The organism is Mycobacterium sp. (genome assembly GCF_032159775.1).
Lineage (GTDB): Bacteria > Actinomycetota > Actinomycetes > Mycobacteriales > Mycobacteriaceae > Mycobacterium.
Genome location: NZ_JAVHWK010000181.1, coordinates 16,921 through 36,624, shown reverse-complemented (window position 1 = coordinate 36,624; position 19,704 = coordinate 16,921). Strand labels below are relative to the sequence as shown.

Annotated in this window: 22 protein-coding genes and 2 pseudogenes; 10 read left to right on the top strand and 14 right to left on the bottom strand. The window is 66.1% G+C overall.

All coding sequences use genetic code 11. The features are described from left to right. Position 1: 1 nt before the first annotated feature. Positions 2-2,371, bottom strand: a complete 2,370-nt coding sequence (locus tag QOJ24_RS23965; protein ID WP_526265833.1) for a xanthine dehydrogenase family protein molybdopterin-binding subunit — start codon at positions 2,369-2,371, stop codon at positions 2-4. A gap of 136 nt (positions 2,372-2,507) precedes the next feature. Here QOJ24_RS23965 and QOJ24_RS23960 point away from each other — a divergent pair, with 136 nt between their 5' ends. After that, positions 2,508-2,975 carry an SRPBCC family protein gene (locus QOJ24_RS23960; protein ID WP_526265832.1) on the top strand — a complete coding sequence of 156 codons (468 nt, stop codon included), beginning with the start codon at positions 2,508-2,510 and terminating at the stop codon, positions 2,973-2,975. 7 nt (positions 2,976-2,982) lie between these two features. Here the strand turns inward: QOJ24_RS23960 and QOJ24_RS23955 are convergent, their stop codons facing one another. Continuing rightward, the gene (locus QOJ24_RS23955; protein WP_526265831.1) at positions 2,983-3,408 is read right to left on the bottom strand and encodes a hypothetical protein; all 426 of its coding nucleotides are present in this window, start codon (positions 3,406-3,408) and stop codon (positions 2,983-2,985) included. 87 nt (positions 3,409-3,495) lie between these two features. On the opposite strand from QOJ24_RS23955, the gene QOJ24_RS23950 reads away from it, so the two are divergent. Together QOJ24_RS23950 and QOJ24_RS23945 are read left to right on the top strand one after the other, a co-directional pair. After that, positions 3,496-3,675 (top strand): hypothetical protein, encoded by a 180-nt coding sequence (locus tag QOJ24_RS23950; protein ID WP_526265830.1) that lies wholly within the window; start codon positions 3,496-3,498, stop codon positions 3,673-3,675. Between the two features lie 63 nt (positions 3,676-3,738). Continuing rightward, positions 3,739-4,302, top strand: a complete 564-nt coding sequence (locus QOJ24_RS23945; RefSeq protein WP_526265829.1) for a hypothetical protein — start codon at positions 3,739-3,741, stop codon at positions 4,300-4,302. Between the two features lie 5 nt (positions 4,303-4,307). On the opposite strand, the gene QOJ24_RS23940 is transcribed toward QOJ24_RS23945, so the two are convergent. Beyond that, a complete protein-coding gene (locus tag QOJ24_RS23940) occupies positions 4,308-5,189 on the bottom strand; it encodes a cyclopropane mycolic acid synthase family methyltransferase (RefSeq protein ID WP_526265828.1) in 882 nt (293 codons plus the stop codon). Between the two features lie 62 nt (positions 5,190-5,251). Here QOJ24_RS23940 and QOJ24_RS23935 point away from each other — a divergent pair, with 62 nt between their 5' ends. Next, on the top strand, positions 5,252-5,626 hold the full coding sequence (locus QOJ24_RS23935) for a DUF732 domain-containing protein (RefSeq protein ID WP_526265826.1): 375 nt from the start codon (positions 5,252-5,254) through the stop codon (positions 5,624-5,626). On the opposite strand, the pseudogene QOJ24_RS23930 reads toward QOJ24_RS23935, so the two are convergent. From QOJ24_RS23930 to QOJ24_RS23920, 3 genes and pseudogenes are all read right to left on the bottom strand, one after another. Beyond that, a pseudogene (locus QOJ24_RS23930) lies at positions 5,561-6,004 on the bottom strand (SGNH/GDSL hydrolase family protein); the annotation flags it as partial. The gene QOJ24_RS23935 and the pseudogene QOJ24_RS23930 sit on opposite strands and share 66 nt — an antisense overlap. A 13-nt stretch (positions 6,005-6,017) precedes the next feature. Further along, positions 6,018-6,818, bottom strand: coding sequence for an LmeA family phospholipid-binding protein (locus QOJ24_RS23925; RefSeq protein ID WP_526265825.1), 801 nt, complete (start codon positions 6,816-6,818; stop codon positions 6,018-6,020). After that, complete coding sequence (locus tag QOJ24_RS23920; RefSeq protein WP_526265823.1) at positions 6,815-7,420, bottom strand: TetR/AcrR family transcriptional regulator; 606 nt, start codon at positions 7,418-7,420, stop codon at positions 6,815-6,817. The genes QOJ24_RS23925 and QOJ24_RS23920 overlap by 4 nt, the downstream gene beginning before the upstream one ends. 74 nt (positions 7,421-7,494) lie before the next feature. Here QOJ24_RS23920 and QOJ24_RS23915 point away from each other — a divergent pair, with 74 nt between their 5' ends. The 3 genes from QOJ24_RS23915 to QOJ24_RS23905 are packed head-to-tail and all read left to right on the top strand — an operon-like array spanning position 7,495 to position 9,924. Further along, complete coding sequence (locus tag QOJ24_RS23915) at positions 7,495-8,349, top strand: maleylpyruvate isomerase N-terminal domain-containing protein (protein ID WP_526265821.1); 855 nt, start codon at positions 7,495-7,497, stop codon at positions 8,347-8,349. A 16-nt stretch (positions 8,350-8,365) separates the two neighbouring features. Further along, positions 8,366-9,685 (top strand): NAD(P)/FAD-dependent oxidoreductase, encoded by a 1,320-nt coding sequence (locus QOJ24_RS23910; protein ID WP_526265819.1) that lies wholly within the window; start codon positions 8,366-8,368, stop codon positions 9,683-9,685. Between the two features lie 47 nt (positions 9,686-9,732). After that, positions 9,733-9,924 (top strand): hypothetical protein, encoded by a 192-nt coding sequence (locus QOJ24_RS23905; protein WP_526265817.1) that lies wholly within the window; start codon positions 9,733-9,735, stop codon positions 9,922-9,924. 33 nt (positions 9,925-9,957) lie between these two features. Here QOJ24_RS23905 and QOJ24_RS23900 read toward each other — a convergent pair whose 3' ends face one another. Together QOJ24_RS23900 and QOJ24_RS23895 are read right to left on the bottom strand one after the other, a co-directional pair. After that, positions 9,958-10,332: a hypothetical protein gene (locus QOJ24_RS23900; protein ID WP_526265816.1), complete on the bottom strand. Its 375-nt coding sequence runs from the start codon at positions 10,330-10,332 to the stop codon at positions 9,958-9,960. Positions 10,333-10,336: 4 nt separating this feature from the next. Then, positions 10,337-11,167: a glycoside hydrolase family 16 protein gene (locus QOJ24_RS23895; protein ID WP_526265852.1), complete on the bottom strand. Its 831-nt coding sequence runs from the start codon at positions 11,165-11,167 to the stop codon at positions 10,337-10,339. A gap of 58 nt (positions 11,168-11,225) precedes the next feature. Between QOJ24_RS23895 and QOJ24_RS23890 the strand changes: the two genes are divergently transcribed. After that, complete coding sequence (locus QOJ24_RS23890; RefSeq protein WP_526265814.1) at positions 11,226-11,711, top strand: NUDIX hydrolase; 486 nt, start codon at positions 11,226-11,228, stop codon at positions 11,709-11,711. A gap of 76 nt (positions 11,712-11,787) precedes the next feature. Here the strand turns inward: QOJ24_RS23890 and QOJ24_RS23885 are convergent. The 4 genes and pseudogenes from QOJ24_RS23885 to QOJ24_RS23870 form a co-directional block, all read right to left on the bottom strand. Further along, a pseudogene (locus QOJ24_RS23885) lies at positions 11,788-12,132 on the bottom strand (nuclear transport factor 2 family protein); the annotation flags it as partial. Positions 12,133-12,147: 15 nt separating this feature from the next. Continuing rightward, the gene (locus QOJ24_RS23880) at positions 12,148-13,590 is read right to left on the bottom strand and encodes a serine/threonine-protein kinase (RefSeq protein ID WP_526265812.1); all 1,443 of its coding nucleotides are present in this window, start codon (positions 13,588-13,590) and stop codon (positions 12,148-12,150) included. 20 nt (positions 13,591-13,610) lie between these two features. Continuing rightward, complete coding sequence (locus tag QOJ24_RS23875; protein WP_526265811.1) at positions 13,611-14,717, bottom strand: PDR/VanB family oxidoreductase; 1,107 nt, start codon at positions 14,715-14,717, stop codon at positions 13,611-13,613. Continuing rightward, positions 14,717-15,616: a metal-dependent hydrolase gene (locus QOJ24_RS23870; RefSeq protein WP_526265809.1), complete on the bottom strand. Its 900-nt coding sequence runs from the start codon at positions 15,614-15,616 to the stop codon at positions 14,717-14,719. Before QOJ24_RS23870 ends, QOJ24_RS23875 begins: the two co-directional genes overlap by 1 nt. 95 nt (positions 15,617-15,711) lie before the next feature. Between QOJ24_RS23870 and QOJ24_RS23865 the strand changes: the two genes are divergently transcribed. Beyond that, the gene (locus tag QOJ24_RS23865; protein WP_526265851.1) at positions 15,712-16,557 is read left to right on the top strand and encodes a lysophospholipid acyltransferase family protein; all 846 of its coding nucleotides are present in this window, start codon (positions 15,712-15,714) and stop codon (positions 16,555-16,557) included. Positions 16,558-16,621: 64 nt separating this feature from the next. Next, positions 16,622-17,056, top strand: coding sequence for an SRPBCC family protein (locus QOJ24_RS23860; RefSeq protein ID WP_526265807.1), 435 nt, complete (start codon positions 16,622-16,624; stop codon positions 17,054-17,056). On the opposite strand, the gene QOJ24_RS23855 is transcribed toward QOJ24_RS23860, so the two are convergent. Both QOJ24_RS23855 and malQ read right to left on the bottom strand, forming a co-directional pair. Next, the gene (locus QOJ24_RS23855; protein WP_526265805.1) at positions 17,053-17,487 is read right to left on the bottom strand and encodes a hypothetical protein; all 435 of its coding nucleotides are present in this window, start codon (positions 17,485-17,487) and stop codon (positions 17,053-17,055) included. The two genes, QOJ24_RS23860 and QOJ24_RS23855, sit on opposite strands and share 4 nt — an antisense overlap. Before the next feature lie 78 nt (positions 17,488-17,565). Further along, positions 17,566-19,701 carry a 4-alpha-glucanotransferase gene (gene malQ, locus QOJ24_RS23850; protein ID WP_526265803.1) on the bottom strand — a complete coding sequence of 712 codons (2,136 nt, stop codon included), beginning with the start codon at positions 19,699-19,701 and terminating at the stop codon, positions 17,566-17,568. Between the last annotated feature and the right edge of the window lie 3 nt (positions 19,702-19,704).

Below are 19,704 nucleotides of genomic sequence, written 5' to 3'. Positions count from 1 at the left end.
TTCAGTGGTCCTTTCCGGATGCGCCCGCAGTGGCTTTGTGGCCGGCTTTGACTTCTTCGATCAGGCCCACGATGGTGGCGGGGCTCGCAGGCAGTCGGGTCAGCGTCACGCCGAGCGGGGCGAGTGCGTCGTTGACGGCGTTGATGACAGCGGGTGTCGAGCCGATGGCGCCGCCTTCCCCGCACCCCTTGTATCCGCCGACACCTGGCCCGGGGATCTCGATGTGGCCGTATTCGATCGCAGGCACCTCGGTGGCGGTCGGCAGCAGATAGTCGACGAAGGTGGACGACAGCGGATTGCCGTCGTCGTCGTAGACCATGTTCTCCAGTAAGGCACCGCCGATTCCCTGCACCGTGCCGCCGGCGATCTGCCCCTCCACCACGTTGGGGTTGATCATCGGGCCGACGTCCTCGCTGACGATGTACCGGGTCAGCGTGACGTGCCCGGTCTCGACATCCACTTCGCAGGTGCACGCGTGGGTTGCGTTGGCCCAGTGGATCATTGTCTGCGAGGTGAAGCGGGCGGTCGCCTCCAGCGTCGCCGCCATGCCCGGCGGGAGCTTCGACGGTTCGTAGTACGAGCGATATGCCAGATCGGCGAAGCTGACGCTGTTGTCCTGGTCGTCTCTGACGCGGGCGTGTGAGCCCGCCAACTCGATGGCGGACTCGTCAACCTCCAACCAATGGGCGGCCATCGCGATGATCTGCTTGCGCAGGATCGTGCCCGCCTCGTCGACGGCGCCTGCAGTCATCGGTCCGCTGCGGCTGCCCTGTGTGCCTGCGCCGTACGGTGTCACGGCGGTGTCACCCTGGATCGTCGACACGTCGGAGATGTCGGCGCCGAGCGCGTCGGCAGTCAGCTGGACCACGGTCGTCTCGATGCTGTTCCCGGTCGATCCGCCGTTGACGTACACATTGATCTTGCCGGTCGGCTCCATCCGGATCGTCGCGCCCTCGGTAGCGAGGTGCCCTGTGGCGGCGCCGGTCGGTTCGACGTAGGCCGAGAACCCCAACCCGATGTAGCGGCCCTCGTCGAGCGCGTCGCGCTGCTCCTCGCGGAAACCTTCGTGATCGAGGATCTTCACGGCCTGTTCGAACGTGTCAGCGGGTGCGACGTGGTCATAGGGCATGCCATTGGCGTTGAAGTAGGGCATTTCGTCGCCGCGCAGGATGTTTCGGCGGCGCAACTCGACGGGGTCCATGTCCATTTTCCGCGCCGCGATGTCGAGAAGTATTTCGCGGGTGAGGGTTTCGTACTGCCAGGGGCCGCGGTAGGCGGCCAGCCCTGCGGTGTTCGAGAACACCGTCTTGTAGTTGAAGCTGGCCTTGGGCACCCGATATGGACCCGGGAAGAACATCCCGATCGCCGCCGTCGTCAGCACCGGGTATGGCGTCGGGTACGCGCCGATGTCCTGCACGAAGTCGATGTCGGCGGCGAGGATGTTGCCGTCCTCGTCGAAGGCCATCCGGACGTCACCGTCGACATGGCGGGCCTGGCCCGCCGACATCAGGTTCTCGCGGCGGTCCTCGATCCACTTCAGCGCGCCGGAAACTTTGTGGGCGGCCAGCATGATGCACATGTCCTCACGCATCGGGACGACCTTCTGGCCGAATCCACCGCCGGTGTCGCGCATGATGACTCGGACGTTCTGCGCCGGGATGCCGAGCAGCCGCGCGGCGAACGCACGCAATTCGTGCGGGGTTTGCGTCGACGCCCAAATCGTCAGTTCGCGCGAGGATGCCTCCCATTCGGCGACCAGCCCGCGGGTCTCGATCGGCACCGGCGCGTGGATCTGCTGGTACACATGTGCGGACGCGACGTGCGCGGCCGAGGAGAAGGTCTCCTCGTCGGGCGGCGCTCCACCCAATCCGCCCGCGACGTTGTCGGGATACGCGTCGTGCACGACGACATCGGACTCGGCGGCCAGCCGAACGGCCGCAGTGAAGTCGGCGACGGCTGGCAGAGGTTCGTAGTCGACGTCGACGAGTTCTACCGCGTCCTCGGCGACGTAGCGCGACGCCGCGATCACGAGCGCCACCGGATCACCGACGAACTTCACGTCGCCCTCGGCAAGCGGCGGACGCGGCGTATCGGCGATGTCCTTGCCCGCGACGGCGTGCCACGCTTCTCGAACGAGCGGGTTGAGGTCCTCGGCCACGAACACGGCCTGGACCCCGGGCAGCGCAAGCGCGGCCGACGTGTCGATGGCCTTCACGCGGGCTCTGGCAAATGGGCTGCGGACAAAGCACGCGTGCAGCATGCCGGGCCGGGAGACGTCATCGACAAACGTTCCATGACCGGTCAATAGGCGAGTGTCTTCGACCCGCGGGACGCGGGCCCCCGCATATCTGGTTGCGACGGCTTCGGTCATGGCAAACACTCCAATCCGTCGTCGATGGGCTGCTACGACAGGCTGCTAAGCAGTTGCTCAGCGAGCCTACCGGATAGGAGATTCTCGTTAATCAGCATATGACATTCTCGCGGCGGGGCGGATTAGATTGTGCACCGTGAGGCGGTGGATCACGAGGGCCGAGCGCGAGCTCTGCCAAGAGGTTGCGGCGCCTCCGGACGACGTCCGCAGGTTCTACGCCGACCTGGACAACATCAAGCTCGTCCATCCCCTTGTGGTGTCGGTGCGGACCCTCGACCGCACCGAGACCCCCGACGGCTATGTGCAGACCTACCGGGTGAGGGACCGGATCCCGCTCGGCCCGTTGCGCCTGCGGACGAGTTACGTTGCCCGACTTCAGGTTCCGGTGACCGGCGACATACGCACCGACGCCCGACAGTTCCCTCGAGTGCGGCTGCGCGGCTGCGTTGCCTTCGAACCGACACCGACGGGAAGCTTCATGGTCGAGAGGATGCAGATCGAAGCGCCATGGCCACTGGCGTCGCTGACCATCCGCAAGGCGGTCGAGGCGCACACCGAAATGCTCGCCGGCATCCGGCGAGCATTCGACGACGCTGCGAACTAGGCCGGGGCTAAGTCGGCCAGAACCCGGTGCCGGTGAAGAAGCCCGGCTGCCAGCCCTGGTCGGCGAGGCACAGCAGTGGGCGCCCGTCGGGGGCCTGGGCGGCCGCCTGGTCACCCGGGCACGGGCTGCCGATCTCCTGGACACCGTGGATCTCCGGCGAGATAACCCAGAAACCGGTGTACACGGGCGGCCACTGGTTCGGGATCCAATGGCATTGCAGCGGCTCACCGCCTGGGCCGCGCCCGAACGTGTTGATCTCGAAGTTGTCGCAGGGCGCCGACAGACGGGCCTCGTAGTTCATGAACGGCACGTCGGAGGCGTACCGCCCCGGCTTGTCGAAATACAAGTTGTCGTTCGGATCGCCCACGGCGACCGGTGCACCGCCGATGGCGACACATGCCGCTGCTGCGGCGACGACTAGTCCACGAATCATTGGCCCCACCTTCCTCGCCAGAGCCTAACGGGCGAACCCGGGACAGGGTAAGAGTTTGGGTCCTACTTGCCGGGGTAGTTCATCGTCATGGCCCCAGGCGAAGATGCAAAGAGCGAAGAAGACGTCGAGACGGACGACAAGGTCGCAGGCTCGCGTGCGGGCAAGCACGGCGAGGACGGCAGCTATGTGGGCGAGACGTCGTCCGACGACTCGATCGACGCGGGGGAGACCGGAGCAGAGGCTCGCAGCGAAGACAACCGCGGCTGAGCCACCCGGTAGGACCCGGCATATGTGCCAGTAATCGCCGAGGACATGAGACGGTAGACACCTATGGATGGCTACGAGTACGTCACCTATGAGGACTTCGGCAGGCGGTTCTACGAAATCGCCGTGACCGAGAAGCGCGTCGGCGACGCGATCGGCGCGATTGCCGGTGACGAGTTCGAGATGGGCCCCATGGGCCAGGGACCCGGCAAAATCGCCAAAGTCACCGCCAAGGTCCGCATTCAGGAACCGAAGGTCGTCCGGTCCGACGGCGAGTTGATCACGTTCGCGATCCGCATCCCGCTGGAGATCGACATGGTGATCGACCTACGCATCGACAAACCGAAATTCGTCGTCTACGGCGAGATCGCCTTGAGCGCGACCGCGCGGGCCGCCAAACCACTCCTGCTCATCCTCGACGTTCAGAAACCTCGACCGTCGGACATCGAGATCCATGTCACCTCGAAATCCCTACGGGCCGAGCTGCTGCGGGTCGTCGCCGGTGTCGACGCCGAGGTCCGGCGGTTCATCTCGGCGCACGTCGCAGGGGAGATCGACAGCCCGGAATCGCTCAAGGCGAAGGTGATCGACGTCGCGGAGCAGCTCGACGCCACCTGGGACACGATGTAGAGGCCCTACTTCTGCAGGGTGAACTGGACGACGTCGACCTGGCGGTCGCGGAACATCTTCGCGCATCCGGTGAGGTAACGCATGTAACGCTCGTAGACCTCCTCGGACTGGATCGCGATGGCCTCGTCTTTGTGTTCCTGCAAGGCGGCCGCCCACAAGTCGAGCGTGCGCGCGTAGTGCGGTCGCAGCTCCTGCTTGCGGGTCAGCGTGAAGCCGCCCTCCGCCGCGCGCTCCTCGACCATCGGCACCGACGGCAACCGTCCGCCGGGGAAGATCTCGGTCATGATGAACTTGATGAACCGGGCCAGCTCGAACGTCAACGGGATGCCGAGTTCCTTTGCGCGCGCCGGATTCTCGCCGACGATTGTGTGCAGCAGCATGACACCGTCGTCAGGAAGCACGCGATGCGACATCCCGAAGAAGTCCGGATAGCGATCGTGGCCGAAGTGCTCGAACGCGCCGATCGAGACGATTCGGTCAACCGGCTCGTCGAACTGTTCCCAACCCCGTAGCAGCACCCGCTTGGTTCGTGGGCTGTCCAGCTCGTCGAACGTCTTCTGGACGTAGGCGGCCTGATTCTTCGACAACGTGAGGCCAACGACATTGACGTCGTAGCGCTCGATCGCCCGCCGCATGGTGGCACCCCACCCGCAGCCGATGTCCAGAAGCGTCATACCCGGTTCGAGGCCCAGTTTGCCCAGCGCCAGGTCCACCTTCGCCAGTTGGGCCTCCTCGAGTGTCATGTCGTCACGCTCGAAGTAGGCGCAGCTGTACGTCCGCGACGGGTCGAGGAACAACGCGAAGAAGTCGTCGCTCAGGTCGTAGTGTGCCTGCACATCGTCGAAATGAGGCTTCAGCTCACCGCCTGCTTCAGGTGATTTCGGCATCGTCACAGCGTAGTTGACGTGCCGGTTAGCCCCTAATCCGTCGGTCATCTACGATGCTGCAGATGCGTAGACTCACCGGGCCGATTCGCCTGATCACCGTGTTCGCTGGCGTGGCCGCAACGGCGTGCATGATCGCGGCGCCGGCCCAGGCCGACTCGAGCACCGACGCGTTCTTGGATGCGGTGTCGGGCGCCGGCCTCGGGGGCACCACCGACCCATCCGATCTGGTCGCGGCCGGCCAGTCCGTGTGCCCGATGTTGTCCGAGCCGGGCCAGAACGCCGCCGACGCCGCCGCGAAGGTCGCGGACACCACGGGCATGTCGCTCGGCGGAGCCAACATGTTCACCGGCCTGGCCATCTCGTTCCTCTGCCCGCGGGTGCTGGATTCCGTCGGCAACGGCGAGTCGCCGATTCCGCTGGGACTTCTCGGCTTCTAACCGACCAGGCTGGCCAGCCGCGGGCGGGTCGAGGGCTTCGGCGGCCGCTGCGGCGAACAGGATGTGGCCTTTCGTCGACCCGTGCACCCGATCGTTGCTCCAGGTGTCCGGCTGGACCATCGACGGCGCGCGGTACATCAGGTCCAGATCGGCCAGTGCGCGATCGAAGAAGAGCAGTCCAGGGCGGGTGATGTCGTTCATACCGACGCAGACGCTGACCAGATCGGGTCGCATCGCCAAGGCCTGGGGCAGTTGATCGTCGAGCATCACCGCCAGCCGGTCGGCGAAACCCACGATTCCGTCGGAATCGTCGCCGTCCCACAGCCCCTCGGTCTGGCTGTCGCCCAGGGCGACGTAGCGGGTGTACACGCCGTCCACCGTGCGCGTGACTCTAGCGGCCGAACAGGGTCAGGTTGAGGGGTCGACCCACGACGCTGAGCTGGTTGATGACGTCCTCGAGGCGCGTGCGCGGAACGTCGACCCGCCATTCCTGCAAAGTGCCAGAGAGACACAGCTTGTCCGGCTCAATGCTGATGTCCGTCAACTGAAGTCCGTGCGGAAGTTCCGGCAGGTGCACGGGGTAGGACGGCGTGCGACCGGGCAACCGCATGCGTGTGCGACGCAGCACCAGACCGCGCGGCTTGAGCCACAACGTGGATCCGTCCAGCACTGCGTCCACCTCGAGGTGTCCGAGCCCGGGTCTGCGCGCGAGCCGTAACCGTGCGACGCCGTCCTCGCCGATCTCACCCGCAAGCCTCGGTGCCGCGAGGCGGAACAGATCATCGAGCGCGTCCGCGGGGAGCTCCACCGTCAGGTCGACTGGTGCCGCGATCAGCACCGGCGGCGCGGACGGGCGAAGATGCACGTTGTGCAGGACGGCGGTGGCCCGATCCAATCTGTTGTCGTCCCAACGGATGTCGCACGCCGCGAGCCGAACGTCGCTGAGCTGACCCACTGCAAGGCCGCGGACGTCGAGACGAGAGTCGAACTCTGTCACGGTGAGCGTGATGTCGCCTCCGTCGAGCCGGACGGTCAATTCTCGACCGACCACCAGCCGGCGAAGTGTCATGAACAACGTCTTGTACGCAGCGGCCGCGCCGGAGCTGACGGGGGCGACGGCGGCCGTCGACCACAGCGTGGCAAGCATGTCGAGAGGCCGGAACGGATCCCATCGGCGCAGCGGTCTGGTCATGGCACGAAGCTGTTCAGCAAGGCACGCATCGACTTGGCGACAGCGTGTCGTGTCTTCAGCGGGTTGGCGGAGTTCGCGATCAACATCGCGCCGCGGGTCAGGGCGCCCAGCAGCAGCCTGGTCGCGGTCTCCGGATCGTCGATCTGGACCGTGCCCGCCCTGGCGGCCGCTTTCAGCGACCCGACGATGACGGCGTAGGCGTACTGCTCGTCCAGCTCGGTGTAGCGGGCGAGGCCCAGCACCGCAGGCCCGTCCAGCACGAGGATTCGTTGCACATCGGGCTGCAGGACACCGTCGAGGAAGGCGTCGAATCCCAGCGCCAGTTCGTCGAGACCGTCCTTGGCGCCCTTGGCGGCCTCAGTCGATGCCGACATCATGTCCATGTGCGCCTGTTCGAAGACCGCCTCGAAAAGCGCAGTCTTAGTGGGGAAGTGGTGGTAGAGCGCTCCTGTGGTGACTCGTGCCTCACGAGCCAAATCCTCCACCGAAGTACCCCGGAAGCCGTTCTCGCCGAACAGCCTGCGGCCCGCGGCTACCAGCGCGGCGCGCGTCTGTGCGACCTGCTCTGCGCGCAGGGACGACGGTTCTGACGACGTGGGCATTGCTCTCGCATTCCGGAGTGAAGAGGACCAACGTAGCCTATTGACATAGTATCGATATGTGAAATAGTCATTCTATGACTTCAGCCCCCGTTCGCGTCACCGGCCCGGCCGAAGACGCCCGCCTTGCCCACGATCAAGCCAAAGACGCACTGCGCGCCGCCGTCGGGCGGACCGCAGAACTCCTTCGACACATCGACGACGCCGCCTCGCCCGTACCCGGACTGAGCTGGACCGTCGCCGAAACAGCGGCGCACATGACCGCCGAGCTGCGTGATTACACGCTTGCACTGAACCGGCACACCGGCGGCTATATGACGCATGCGAACCGTCCGATGGAGAGCCCGTCGCGGATGGGCGCCGTCGTGAACGCACGACAACTCATCGACGTGCCGGAACGAGACGTGAACCGGCTCGCGGTGCTGCTCGAGCAGGCGTCCCTGGCCTACCTGGCTGCCGCCGCGGTGGCCGACGAGTCGGCGGCGATCCCCATCGCCAACGGCCTGGTGCTCGGTCCCGCGGCGATGACCAGCCTGCTGCTGGGTGAGCAGGTGGTGCACGGGCTGGATATCGCGCGGGCGGCGGGCATCGGCTGGGAAATCGACCCGGCGGACGCGCTGCTGATCATTCCGGGCGTCATGTCCGTCGCGCCCGAGTATCTGCGGCCGTCCGCGGCCCCCGCGCAGGTCAGCTTCGAGCTCCGAATTCGCGGAGCGAACCACTACCGGATGGCGGTCGACAGGGGAACAGCCGTCGTCACGGCCGCCGGAGCGAAACCCGACTGCGTGATCACCGCAGATCCCGTCGCATTTCTGCTGCTCGGCTACGGTCGTATCTCGCAATGGTCGCCGATCCTGCGGGGCAAGCTGCGCGCGGGCGGTAGGAAGCCGTGGAAGGCAACGAAGTTCGCCACGCTGTTGGCCAGCCCATAGTGGGTATGCCCCCGGCATGACTTCGAGAACTTCTGTCGTAATCGTCGGTAGCGGATTCACCGGGTTCGAGTGCGCTCGCCGATTGTCCCGTCAACTCCGCAAGCACAACGCCCCCGTCGACATCTCCATCGTCTCGCCGGTCGACTACATGCTGTACACGCCGCTGTTGCCCGATGTCGCCGGCGGCCTCGTCGACGCGCGATTCGTCACCATCCCGCTGGCCAACACGCTGCACGGCGTGCGAGCGGTGCGTGGCCGGGTGGACTACGTCGACCTCGACGGACACACCGTCACCTACACCGACCCCGAACAGCGATCGCGCAGCCTGTCGTGGGACCGGCTGGTGCTCACGCCGGGATCAGTCACCCGGCTGTTCGACATTCCCGGGCTGGCCGAATACGCACGAGGCCTGAAGTCGACGGCTGAGGCGGTCTATCTCCGCGACCACATGCTCGAAAAGCTCGAGTTGGCCAACATCGACGACGACGAGGACCGGATCAGGGCCAGGCGCACGGTCGTCGTGGTAGGCGCCTCCTACTCGGGCACCGAGCTGGTCGTGCAGCTGCAGGCGCTGGCCGACACGGCGGGCAAGCAGATGGGCTTCGACCCCGACGATGTGAAGTTCGTACTGCTCGACATGGCCGAGCAGGTGATGCCCGAAGTGGGCGAGAAACTGGGAAAAAGCGTGCAGAAGGTGCTCCGCGAACGGGGCATCGATGTGCGGCTCGGCCTGACGTTGAAGGAAGTGCACCCCGATCACGTTGTGCTGAGCGACGACTCGCGCATCGACACACACACCGTCGCATGGGTGACCGGCGTCACCGGCGCGCCACTGATCGAAAAACTCGGACTGCCGACCGAGCGCGGCCGGTTGAAGGTGCAGGCCGATCTGCAGGTACCCGGCCATCCCGATGTGTACGCCGCCGGTGACGCGGCCGCGGTTCCGGACCTGACCCAGCCCGGCAAGATCACGCCGCCGACCGCGCAGCACGCGATTCGCCAGGGAAAGGTGTTGGGCCGCAACGTCGCTGCCAGCCTGGGATTCGGCAAGCCCAAGCAGTACAAGCACCGCAACATGGGCCTGGTCGTCGACCTCGGCCCGCACTACGCGGTCGCCAACCCACTGAACATCCACCTGTCCGGGTACGCCGCGAAGCTGGTGACGCGGATGTACCACCTGTACGCCATGCCGCGCGCGGTCAACCGCTGGGCGGTGTCGATGGCCTACCTCACCGACGTGTTCTTCGACCGGTCCGTCGTCTCGGTCGGCCTGTCGAGTCAGGACGATGCGCGGTTCTCCACGTCCGAGGGGATTCCGCTGCCGAAGGCCAACTGAAGGTGCACGGTCGGTGTGAACCTCGGCGGACGGGGAACTCCGACTCCATGGCTACCTATCGAGTACTGAATCCCAAGGGTGACGTCGTCGACACCAAGGACATCGAAAGCGCCGACGACGCGCACGCCTGGTTCGTCGATGAGAAGGCGGACAATTCCGAGCTCGGCTGGCGCATGGAGGTCAAGTCTGACGACGGCGACTGGGCATTCTTCGACGACACGGAGGGCGACCGCAAGTAGTCAGTCCTCGCGGGTGAATGCCGTCCGCTCCCGTCAACCCGCGACCGTCAGGGTGACGTTGTTCAGCGACACGGCCACGTCCGTCCGCAGAATATCGACGAAGGTCGGCTGATCGCGGACGGCTTCGCCGCTGCCGATGATGTGGGCCGGGAAGTTGCCTGCACACGGGAAGTCGTTGCACCGCAGCCAGAAGCCTGGTGGGCTCAGATACGGATACATGCTCGGCGACTGGTCGACGCGGTACCGGCCCGGCGGGATGCTGGCGGTGGCCCACCCTTCCGGCGGCTCTGCGCCGACACCGAAAACACCGTTGCTCCCATAGGTCGCCGGCTCGGCATTGGCCGCCGCTGGAACGACGAGGCTCGCCAGCAGCGCAGCCGCCGCCGCACCTGCGCCGACCCGGTTCACCGTCTCACCACACCCGGATGTAGTCGATCAGCATCGGCGGCGAGACGGGACCGAAGTCGGGGTCACCACCGCCTGGGCCGCCGACCGCGAGGTTGAGCATGGTGAACAGGAGGTAGCCGGGGTCGTTGAACGGCCATGCGCCGTCGATAGGGCCCGCCGGAACCGAGAAGTACGGCGGTCCGCCGAAGTTGTCCATCCAGAACTTGAAGCCCTTTTCGTCCCACTGGCACCGGTACGTGTGCCACGCGCCGTCGACGGGCCAGCGGTGAGCATTCCAGGTCTTGCCGTCGGACCGGGCGTGCACAGAGGTCCCAGGAGCCCACAACCCGTTGCCGTACCACTCGACGATGTCGACTTCACCGTCAGGCAGGGGACCGCGGCCGTCCGTGGTGTCCTCGATGTTCACCAACCAGTACGCCGGCCAGAGACCGGGGGCCTGCGGCAGCTGTATCCGGGCCTCCCAGGTGTGGTTGATGCCGATCTTGAACTTGCTGTCGACCCGGCCAGTGAAGAAGGTGTCGCCTTCCTTGGTGGCCCGCAGGGCGAGGTTGCCGTTGCCGTCCAGCGACACGTTCCTGCGATCGTCGCGGTACATGCCCAGTACCGGCGGTGTCACGGGCTCGTTCCAGTTGACCACGGTCCATTTCGACAAGTCAGGGGCCGCGCCGGCCGGGCCGTCGAAGTCGTCGGCGAAAATAATGTTCGCCGGGGCGGCATTGGGCCCCGGCGCAACCGGCTGATCAGGCGGTTCGGGATCGGCGGCGGCCCGAGGCAGGGCGGTCGCGGCAGCCAGTGCGGCCACCCCGGTCATGATCATCAAGTTGCGGCGGTTCATCTCTTGCACATGAGCACTTTAGCGCCAGGCCGGAATGGATTTAACTAGGCTCTCGCAAATGCCGAAACTCAGCGCCGGTCTCCTTCTCTACCGCATCGACGACGGGTCTGTAGAGGTGCTGATCGGACATCCGGGCGGACCGTTCTGGGCGAAGAAAGACGACGGTGCCTGGTCGATTCCCAAGGGGGAGTACACCGATGGGGAAGACCCCTGGCTTGCCGCCCGACGCGAATTCAAAGAAGAGCTGGGCAAGCAACCGCCCGACGGGCCGCGCATCGACTTCCCGCCGCTGCGTCAGCCGAGCGGCAAAATCATCACCGCGTTCGCGGTCCTGGGAGACCTCGACCTGGACGGCACGGTCAGCAACACCTTCACCGTCGAATGGCCGAAGGGGTCGGGCAACGTCAGGGAGTATCCGGAGATCGACCGGGTGGACTGGTTCTCGGTCGATGAGGCGCGGTCGAAGCTCCTGAAGGGTCAGCGGCCGCTTCTCGATCAGTTGATGCATGCGGTCGAAGACGCCGAATCTGATGGGTCTCAATAGCATTGATCGTGAGCGCCCTGCCGTGTATTCGCCAACCGGACCGCGTGCGCAGGTATTCGTCGTCGTAGCGCAGATGCCAGACCAGATCGGTCGGCTGTCCGTCGGCGATGCTGAAGTGATGTGCGACGCAAGTGATTCGACCCAACGCGTAGCCGGGATCCGAGCCTGGTGCATACACCTCGCCGACGATCGCGTGTTGGGTGCGCGCAAGGCCGGTCAGGGTCGCCATCGCGCCGCGTACACCGTCGCGGCCGCGGTGCGTGAGGACAGGATCGAGTGATCTCGGCGGGTCAGGTAGCCGCAATTCGGCTGTCTCGCTGAACAACTCGGCCACGTCGCCGAAGCGGCGATCGTCGACCGCGGCAGCATAGAGGTGAACGAGGTCGGCCAGCGCCAACCGATCTGCGACGGCCAGTGTCATGTCGTCATGCGCCGGTCAGTTGCCGCCGTCGTTGCTGGCCCGGATGGCCTCGCGGCATTCCCTGCGGGTCTTGCCGGTTTCCTGCATGCAGACGCGCACCGGCGTCTCCTGCTCGAGCGGCAGCGGCTCGTCTGTCACATCGGTGGTGACAGTGACCGTCGGCGCAGGCACCTCACCCTGGCTGGTCGACCAGATCGTGGCGCCGGTGGACTCGAGCGTCGAGCAGTAGACGGTGTTGCCGTTGGCGGTGGTGGCGCTGCTGCCCAGCGGCGAACAGTCGGCGCCGACGACGGCAGCCGCGGGAATCGCCTGCGCGGAGGCGGTGACCGTCGTCGTCGGCGCTGACGAAGGCGGCGAATCGGCGCGTGGAGCGGTCGCCGGCGGTGCCGACGGCGGCGGGGTGTAGTCGTCGTTCAGAAGCTTCTCGATCTCGCGGAACTGGATCAGCACCAGGGCGATCGCCACGAGAAGGAGCACGGCCAGGATCGCAGGAACGATGAACGCGGGCCTCAAGTATTTGCGGCCCGGCGGTTGGTGCGCCTCGTGTCTGCCCCCGCCCCGAGGGCGCAGGTTGATGGGGACCGACGCTTCGGTGCGGTCGATATCGACCAGCGGCTCAACCCCGAGTCGGTGTGCCAGCGCGCGGGAGAAGTCCATGCAGCTGACGAACCGGTCCTTCGGGTCCTTCGACAAGGCCTTGGCGAGGACCGGATCGAGCGCCGACAACTCGGGACGGCGATCCGATAGAGCCGGCGGAGAGGCAGTGAGGTGCAGGCTGATGACCACGGTCGGGTTCGAATGGTGAAACGGCGGCGATCCGCTGAGCAGATGGAACGCCGTCGCCGCCAACGCGTACTGATCCGCGCACCCGTCGAGGTCTTCGCCCATCAACTGTTCCGGCGCGGCGTAGAAGACCGTGCCCACCGTCATATTCGTCGCGGTGAGGTTGTTGGAGTCGTCGACCCGGCGGGCAATACCGAAGTCCCCCAATAGAACCCGTTGGACACCTTCGGCGGGAGTGCTCAACATGATGTTGGCAGGCTTCACATCGCGGTGCAGAAGGCCCTGCTGATGCGCATAGTCCAGAGCCTCGGCGACGCCGGTGATGATGTTGAGTACATCCTCCTTGGGCATGCCCTTGGGGTACCGGTCTCGCAGCAACTCGGCTGCATCTGTTCCGTCCACGTAATCCATGGAGATCCAGATCTGGCCGTCCACGTCGCCGCGGTCATGAACTCCGACGATGTGCGGGTGCCACAGCGTCGCGGCGAGGTCGGCTTCCCTGTCGAACCTGCGCCGGTATTCGTCGTCGGCACAGACGTCGTTTCGCAACACCTTGAGGGCGTCTCGGCGGGGCAGGCGCGGGTGCTCGGCAAGGTACACGTCGCCCATGCCTCCGGACCCCAGAAGCCGCACGATGGTGTAGTCCGCGAAGGTCTGACCTGCGGCTAGCGGCATGGGCGAATAGTACAGACGGGCTACAAATCGAGAAGCAGTCGCTCCCCGTTCCCCGCGCGCGATATGCAGACCAGCATCATGCCGCCGGCGCGCTCCGGGTCGGTGAGCAACGTATCGCGATGGTCGACAGCGCCGGCCATCACCCGCGTCCGGCACGTGCCGCAGAACCCCTGCTGACACGAGTAGGGCGCCACGACGTTCGAGCGCCGCAATGCCGTCAGCAGCGTTTCGTCGGCACCGACGACGACGTCCTGGCCCGTCGAGGCGATCGACACCGTGAACTCGCGGCCGTCGACGACCGGTGGCGCGGCGAATCGCTCGAAGTGAAGCTCGACGTTGTCGCTCCCGACCAGCCCGCTTCGGATCGCCGTCAACATCGCCGCAGGTCCGCACGCGTAGACAGCCGTGCCTTCGGCGCAGTCTCCGATGAGGTCCGCCGCGGTCGGCACACCCGCAACGTCGTCGGTACGGATCGTGATGTGATCCCCGAAACGGCTCACCTCATCAATGAACGGCAGGCTGTCGCGGCTGCGGCCGGCATACAGCATCGACCAATCCACGCCGAGACGCTCCGCGAGCGCCAACATCGGCAGGATCGGTGTGATGCCGATGCCGCCCGCGATGAAACGGACGCGGTGGGTGGGGGAACCGTAGCCGGGGACGGTGAGCGGGAAGGCATTGCGCGGACCGTGGGTGGCCACCCCGCTGCCCACCGGCAGTCCGTCGTGCACCTCGATCGATCCGCCGCCGCCGTCGACGATCCGGCGCACCGCGATCCGGTAATGGCCGGTGTCGGCTGGATCCCCGCACAGCGAGTACTGACGCAGCCGACCGCTGGGCAACGCGATGTCGAGGTGCGAACCGGGATGCCACCGCGGCAGTGGACGTCCGTCGGCGCTGGCAAGCGTCAGCGCCACCACGTCCTGGTCGTGCGCCACCACCTGGCGGTCGACCACCCTCAACGAGAGGACACGATCGGGGTCGGGCGGCGGCTTCATCTTGCGGATCGCACCGGAGATGGCCCACAGCGCCGAAACCGAGGTATCGGCGATGCCCAGCGCGATGTCGTGGCGCCGACGCCCGGAGACGCTCGGCGGCGCCTGGCGGTAGCGGTCGAGCAGTCCCATCAAATATGTGCCGCGCGGGCCGCGGGGGAACTGGCGAGGTAAGCGACCGCCTGCGCCGTGGAACCCATCTCGTGGGGGGAAAAGCCGGGGCGGAAGTACATCGCGGTGTTCGACCCGAACAGCTTGCGGTACTTGGGCAGTAGCCCGATCTTGGAGTCCCGCATCCGCAGCCGGTTGAACCGCCACCAGCCGATATCGACGTTCGGGTCGGACTTGACCAGGAACCAGGATGTGCGTTGGAAGAACACGAAGATCGCCACCACCGCCATCGCCATCGCCCGGATGCGGTCGATGTAGCTGTCGTGGAAGTACACCGCGACGTCGTGGGCGACGCTGCGGTGCTCGACCTCCTCGCTGCCATGCCAGCGGAACAGGTCGACCATCGTTGGGTCGGCGCCGTAGTCGTCCCACGCGCAGTTCAACGCGAAGTCGCCCATCACCGCGGTGTAGTGCTCGATCGCGGCGATGAACCACAGCCGGTCACACAGATGGTTGAGCCGACGCTTCGGGTCGGTGGAGGTCGTCGGCGCAAGCGTCTTGGTGAACAGGAACTCGATCTGCTCAAGGATCGGTTTCGGGTCTATGCCGTTGACGACCATGTACTCGTGCAGCATCTGTTCGTGCACGTCGGCGTGCGTCGCTTCCTGACCGATGAAGCCCCGCATGTCGTCGGCCAGCTGGGGATCGCGCACCAGCGGGAGGGCCTCGTTGAACGTATCGACGAACCAGCGCTCGGCGGCGGGCAGAACGACGTTGAGCAGGCTGACCACATTGGAGGCGACGGGGTGTCCGGGTATCCAGTCGAGCGGGATGTCGGTGGCGTCGAAAGCCACCTTGCGTGCCTGGATCTGGACAGGCCCCGGATCGACTTCCTGCTCGAAACGGCGCGGTCGCAGCATCGCGGTTCCCTCCCCTGAAGTGAGCTGGGCTGAGTCTACGACCACTAGATGGGAACGGAGGTTTCAGATAGCTGAGCTATGTCAATATGACCGATATGGCGGGGATGGGCGATGTACTGAACTGGGCTAAAGAGCAGGTGTCGTCCCGGGTACCCAAGGCCGACCTCGACCAGCGCGACCCCGACTACATCCGTGAGCAGTTACCCGGTCTCTGGTTGTTGGCCTCGTTGTATTTCCGGGCCGACGTCCGTGGTCTCGACCGCATCCCGGCCAACGGGCCGGTGCTGTTGGTCGGTAATCACAGCGGTGGCAACCTTCCCCCGGACACATTCGTCTTCACGCTGGCTTTCTGCTCCTATTTCGGCGTCGAGCGGCCGTTCTACCAACTGGCGCACAACCTCGTCGTCTCGATGCCCGGCCTTGGATCACTGCGGAAGTTCGGCACCGTCGCCGCCAACCACGACAACGCCTCGCTCGCGCTGCAGTCCGGCGGGGCGTTGCTGGTGTACCCGGGTGGTGACTACGAGGTGTTCCGGCCGTCGTGGAAGCGCCACGAGGTGGACTTCGGCGGGCGCAAGGGTTACGTGAAGTTGGCCAGGGAAGCGGGGGTGCCGATCGTGCCGATCGCGAGCGTCGGCGGCCAGGAGGCTGCGCTCTTCCTGGACCGGGGCCAGTGGCTGGCCAGGCTGCTCGGCGTCGACAAGATGGCCCGACTGAAGAGCGTGCCCATTCTGTTGGCACCGCCGTGGGGACTGGCCGTCAGCGACATGGTTCCCCGGCTGCCGCTGCCGACGAAGATCGCGATCGAGGTGCAGGACCCGATCGACGCCGATGACATCGCCGCAAGCGACGACGACGTCATCAACGACAAGGTGCTCAGCAGCCTGCAGGCCGGTGTGGACAGACTGGCGGCGGACAGACGGTTCCCGGTGATCGGCTGATGAGCGCTTGCGCGAAGAAGAAGACGATGCGGATGGGCGCACGCGCGGAGAAGAGGCGGTCCCGATGAGGCTGCAACGGCGGGTCGAGATCGCGGCCGACCGTGACACGGTGTGGAAGCACGTCAGCGACCCCACTTGCTATCCGGAGTTCATGGCGAACCTGGAACGGTGGGATCCGGTGACCGAGGGGCCGGCGGGCGTCGGGTCGCGCTACACCGGGCACTGGAAAATCGGTTCGGTCCCCGTCGGCGGCGTCATCGAGGTAGTCGAGTTCGACGATGCGCGAGATCTGGCCTGGACCGGCATCACCGGCATCACCCAGCGTGGCCGGTTCCGGCTACGCGACGGGTCCGACGGCCGCACACAGGTGACCTTCCGGATGGCGTACGAGGCCCCCGGTGGTGTGCTCGGTGTTATCGCCGACTGGGTTTCGGCACGTCAGGTCGGTCGGACCATGACGGAGACGCTCGAGAATCTGCGCAGCCTGACCGAGGCCTAGCCGGCTGGTGGCGCCGGCGCAGGCGATGTGGGAACGCCGACGTTCGAACCGGGGGCGATCGGAACCTGTTCTGGCCGCAGCGTGTTTCCGCCGACCGCGCCGGGAGCGCCGCCAGAACCCATGCTGCCCTGTTCGGCCATCTCCTGGGCGGCCTCCTCGGTGCAGTCGAGGTTCATCTGCATCTTGCCGCTGCCGAGCATCTTCTGGCTGGTCACCATGCACTGTGCCTGCGGCAGGTCGCTTCCAACCGAACCACCGAAAGTGGTGCTCATCCCCATCCCGTGCAGGATCTTCACGGCCTTGTAATACGGCTCGCCGATCACGTTCAACTGATTGGGGTTCACCGGCTCCGAGCTGGCGAGTCCCGCGCTGAGCAGGCCGATCGTGCTCGCGGCGAGCGCGGTGGCGCCTGCGACGATGAGCTTTTTCACTGATCTCTCCCTAACTCGGTGCGCTGCGAACATATCGCAGCCGCGACGTTTGTGAAACCGGTGAACACGGCCGCAGTGTTACATCTGAGGATTCACCGCTGCTCGCAGTGCCTGGCAGAGGGCAGCCGCCCGCGGGTCGGCGAACACCTCCTCGAGCGGCAATCGACGCCCGTCGGGACCGCCGAGCGGGATCCGCCAGTTCGGATATTCGTCGTCGGTGCCGGGCTGGTTCTGGGTGCGCATCTCACCGACCGCATCGGCCAGCGATAGGCCCAGGAGCCGCGACGGCGTGCGGCCGAGGTACCGATACAGGGCCAGCACGGTCTCGTCGACGCCGGGTTTTTCACCCAGCAGTCCGACGCGTCGCAATTCGGTGACCCAGGCGGCCTGCTCGGCACGGTCATCGGCGAGTTCCTCGTCGACCGGTCGCGTCAACAGGCCCAGTTCGTCGCGGAGCCGGACGTGCTCGCCGGCTAGGTAGCCGGCCGTCGGGGGCAAGTCGTGTGTGGTCACCGACGACAGACAGAATTCGCGCCATTGCTGCGCCTGCAGCGGTCCGCCGTCACCGTCACGGTCCAACTCGAACCACAGGATCGACGTGCCGAGCAGCCCCCGGCGCGCCAGGTAGTCGCGCACCCATGGTTCGACCGTGCCGAGATCTTCGCCGACGACGACGGCCTCGGCGCGGTGAGCCTCCAGTGCGAGGATGCCGATCATCGCCTCATGGTCATACCGCACATAGGTGCCGTCGGTGGGCAGGGCCCCCTTCGGGATCCACCACAGCCGGAACATCCCGATGATGTGGTCGACGCGAACGCCGCTCCCGTGCCGCAGAATCGCGTTCACCATGGCCCGAAACGGTCGGTAGCCCTGTTCGACGAGCTGGTCGGGTCGCCACGGCGGCTGCGACCAGTCCTGGCCCAGCTGGTTGAACTCGTCCGGCGGTGCGCCCGCAGTGACGCCGAGTGCAAGGACGTCCTGCATGGCCCACGCGTCGGCTCCGTTCGGGTCCACCCCGACGGCGAGATCGTGCATGATGCCCAGCTCCATGCCCGCGCGTACGGCCGTCGACTGCGCAGTCGCCAGCTGATCGTCGAGCTGCCACTGCAACCAGCGGTGGAAATCCACCGTTTCAGCGTGTTTGGCGGCGAACTCGGCGACCCCCGACCGCGCCGGGCCGGAGAATTTCTTCGGCCAGCGATGCCAATCCGGACCATGCCGCTCCGCCAGTGCACACCAGACCGCGAAGTCGTCGAGGCTGCCGCCCTCGCGTTCGCGATAGGCCTCGTACGCAACCTGGCGGCCCGCGGATCGCTTTACCCGGTAGACGCTTTCGAGTACGTCGCGCTTGGCAGCCCACGCCGCATCCCTGTCGATCAATTCCGTGCGCCGCGCATTCTCCTGCACCGCGAGCCGTGTCCTGCGGATTCGGCCGCGCTGGCGGACCTCGGCGAACTCGGGGATCGCCTCGGGGCGCAGATACAGCGGGTTGATGTAGCGCCGCGACGTCGGCAGGTACGGCGACGGCTCCATCGGCGCAACCGGGGCCGCGGCATGCAGGGGATTGACCAGGATGTACCCGGCGCCGTAACACGCGCCTGACCACACCGCGAGGTCAGTCAGATCGGTCAAATCACCAACACCCCAGGATCTTTCGGACTGCACACTGTAGAGCTGGGTAGCCAGCCCCCACGTCCTCTTGGCACCGAGCCGGGGCGGCATCTCGAGCTTTGCCGGAACGACGATCAGCGTTGTGCTCGATTCGGTCGAACCGGCCTGAATGTAGAGCCGGTGATAGCCCAACGGAAGATCATCCGGCAGCTCGAAGGATGCCTCTCCAATTAGCTTGTCGCCCAGATCATATGGGGGAGTGTGGTTCTCGAGCTGGCGCATGCCCGCGCGGACACTGCCGTCTTCCAGTCGAATCCACAGGCCGACCGGATCGCCGTGGGTGACGTGCACCCAGAACGACGAGTCGCTGTCGGCGCGGGCGACGATGGTGGGCGGCAGGGCACGACTCCAGTAGTCGCGGTCGTGGGTGTCCAGCGCCGCCGCTCGATCGTCCTCGGTGGCGGCGGGCACTCCCAGCGCCGCCAACACCGAAACCAGCGTCGTTTCCGGCACATCGACATGCCGACCGGTCCAATCCTCGTACTCGGTTGCGACGCCGTAGCGGCGGGCAAGTTCGCCTAACGAGTGCGGGGTCTCGACCATGGG

Coding starts and splice junctions, on each gene's coding strand:
- QOJ24_RS23965 (WP_526265833.1), bottom strand. CDS start 2,371: ATGACCGAAGCCGTCGCAACCAGATATGCGGGGGCCCGCGTCCCGCGG.
- QOJ24_RS23955 (WP_526265831.1), bottom strand. CDS start 3,408: ATGATTCGTGGACTAGTCGTCGCCGCAGCAGCGGCATGTGTCGCCATC.
- QOJ24_RS23950 (WP_526265830.1), top strand. CDS start 3,496: ATGGCCCCAGGCGAAGATGCAAAGAGCGAAGAAGACGTCGAGACGGAC.
- QOJ24_RS23945 (WP_526265829.1), top strand. CDS start 3,739: ATGGATGGCTACGAGTACGTCACCTATGAGGACTTCGGCAGGCGGTTC.
- QOJ24_RS23940 (WP_526265828.1), bottom strand. CDS start 5,189: ATGCCGAAATCACCTGAAGCAGGCGGTGAGCTGAAGCCTCATTTCGAC.
- QOJ24_RS23935 (WP_526265826.1), top strand. CDS start 5,252: ATGCGTAGACTCACCGGGCCGATTCGCCTGATCACCGTGTTCGCTGGC.
- QOJ24_RS23925 (WP_526265825.1), bottom strand. CDS start 6,818: ATGACCAGACCGCTGCGCCGATGGGATCCGTTCCGGCCTCTCGACATG.
- QOJ24_RS23920 (WP_526265823.1), bottom strand. CDS start 7,420: ATGCCCACGTCGTCAGAACCGTCGTCCCTGCGCGCAGAGCAGGTCGCA.
- QOJ24_RS23915 (WP_526265821.1), top strand. CDS start 7,495: ATGACTTCAGCCCCCGTTCGCGTCACCGGCCCGGCCGAAGACGCCCGC.
- QOJ24_RS23910 (WP_526265819.1), top strand. CDS start 8,366: ATGACTTCGAGAACTTCTGTCGTAATCGTCGGTAGCGGATTCACCGGG.
- QOJ24_RS23905 (WP_526265817.1), top strand. CDS start 9,733: ATGGCTACCTATCGAGTACTGAATCCCAAGGGTGACGTCGTCGACACC.
- QOJ24_RS23895 (WP_526265852.1), bottom strand. CDS start 11,167: ATGAACCGCCGCAACTTGATGATCATGACCGGGGTGGCCGCACTGGCT.
- QOJ24_RS23890 (WP_526265814.1), top strand. CDS start 11,226: ATGCCGAAACTCAGCGCCGGTCTCCTTCTCTACCGCATCGACGACGGG.
- QOJ24_RS23880 (WP_526265812.1), bottom strand. CDS start 13,590: ATGCCGCTAGCCGCAGGTCAGACCTTCGCGGACTACACCATCGTGCGG.
- QOJ24_RS23875 (WP_526265811.1), bottom strand. CDS start 14,717: ATGGGACTGCTCGACCGCTACCGCCAGGCGCCGCCGAGCGTCTCCGGG.
- QOJ24_RS23870 (WP_526265809.1), bottom strand. CDS start 15,616: ATGCTGCGACCGCGCCGTTTCGAGCAGGAAGTCGATCCGGGGCCTGTC.
- QOJ24_RS23865 (WP_526265851.1), top strand. CDS start 15,712: ATGGCGGGGATGGGCGATGTACTGAACTGGGCTAAAGAGCAGGTGTCG.
- QOJ24_RS23860 (WP_526265807.1), top strand. CDS start 16,622: ATGAGGCTGCAACGGCGGGTCGAGATCGCGGCCGACCGTGACACGGTG.
- malQ (WP_526265803.1), bottom strand. CDS start 19,701: ATGGTCGAGACCCCGCACTCGTTAGGCGAACTTGCCCGCCGCTACGGC.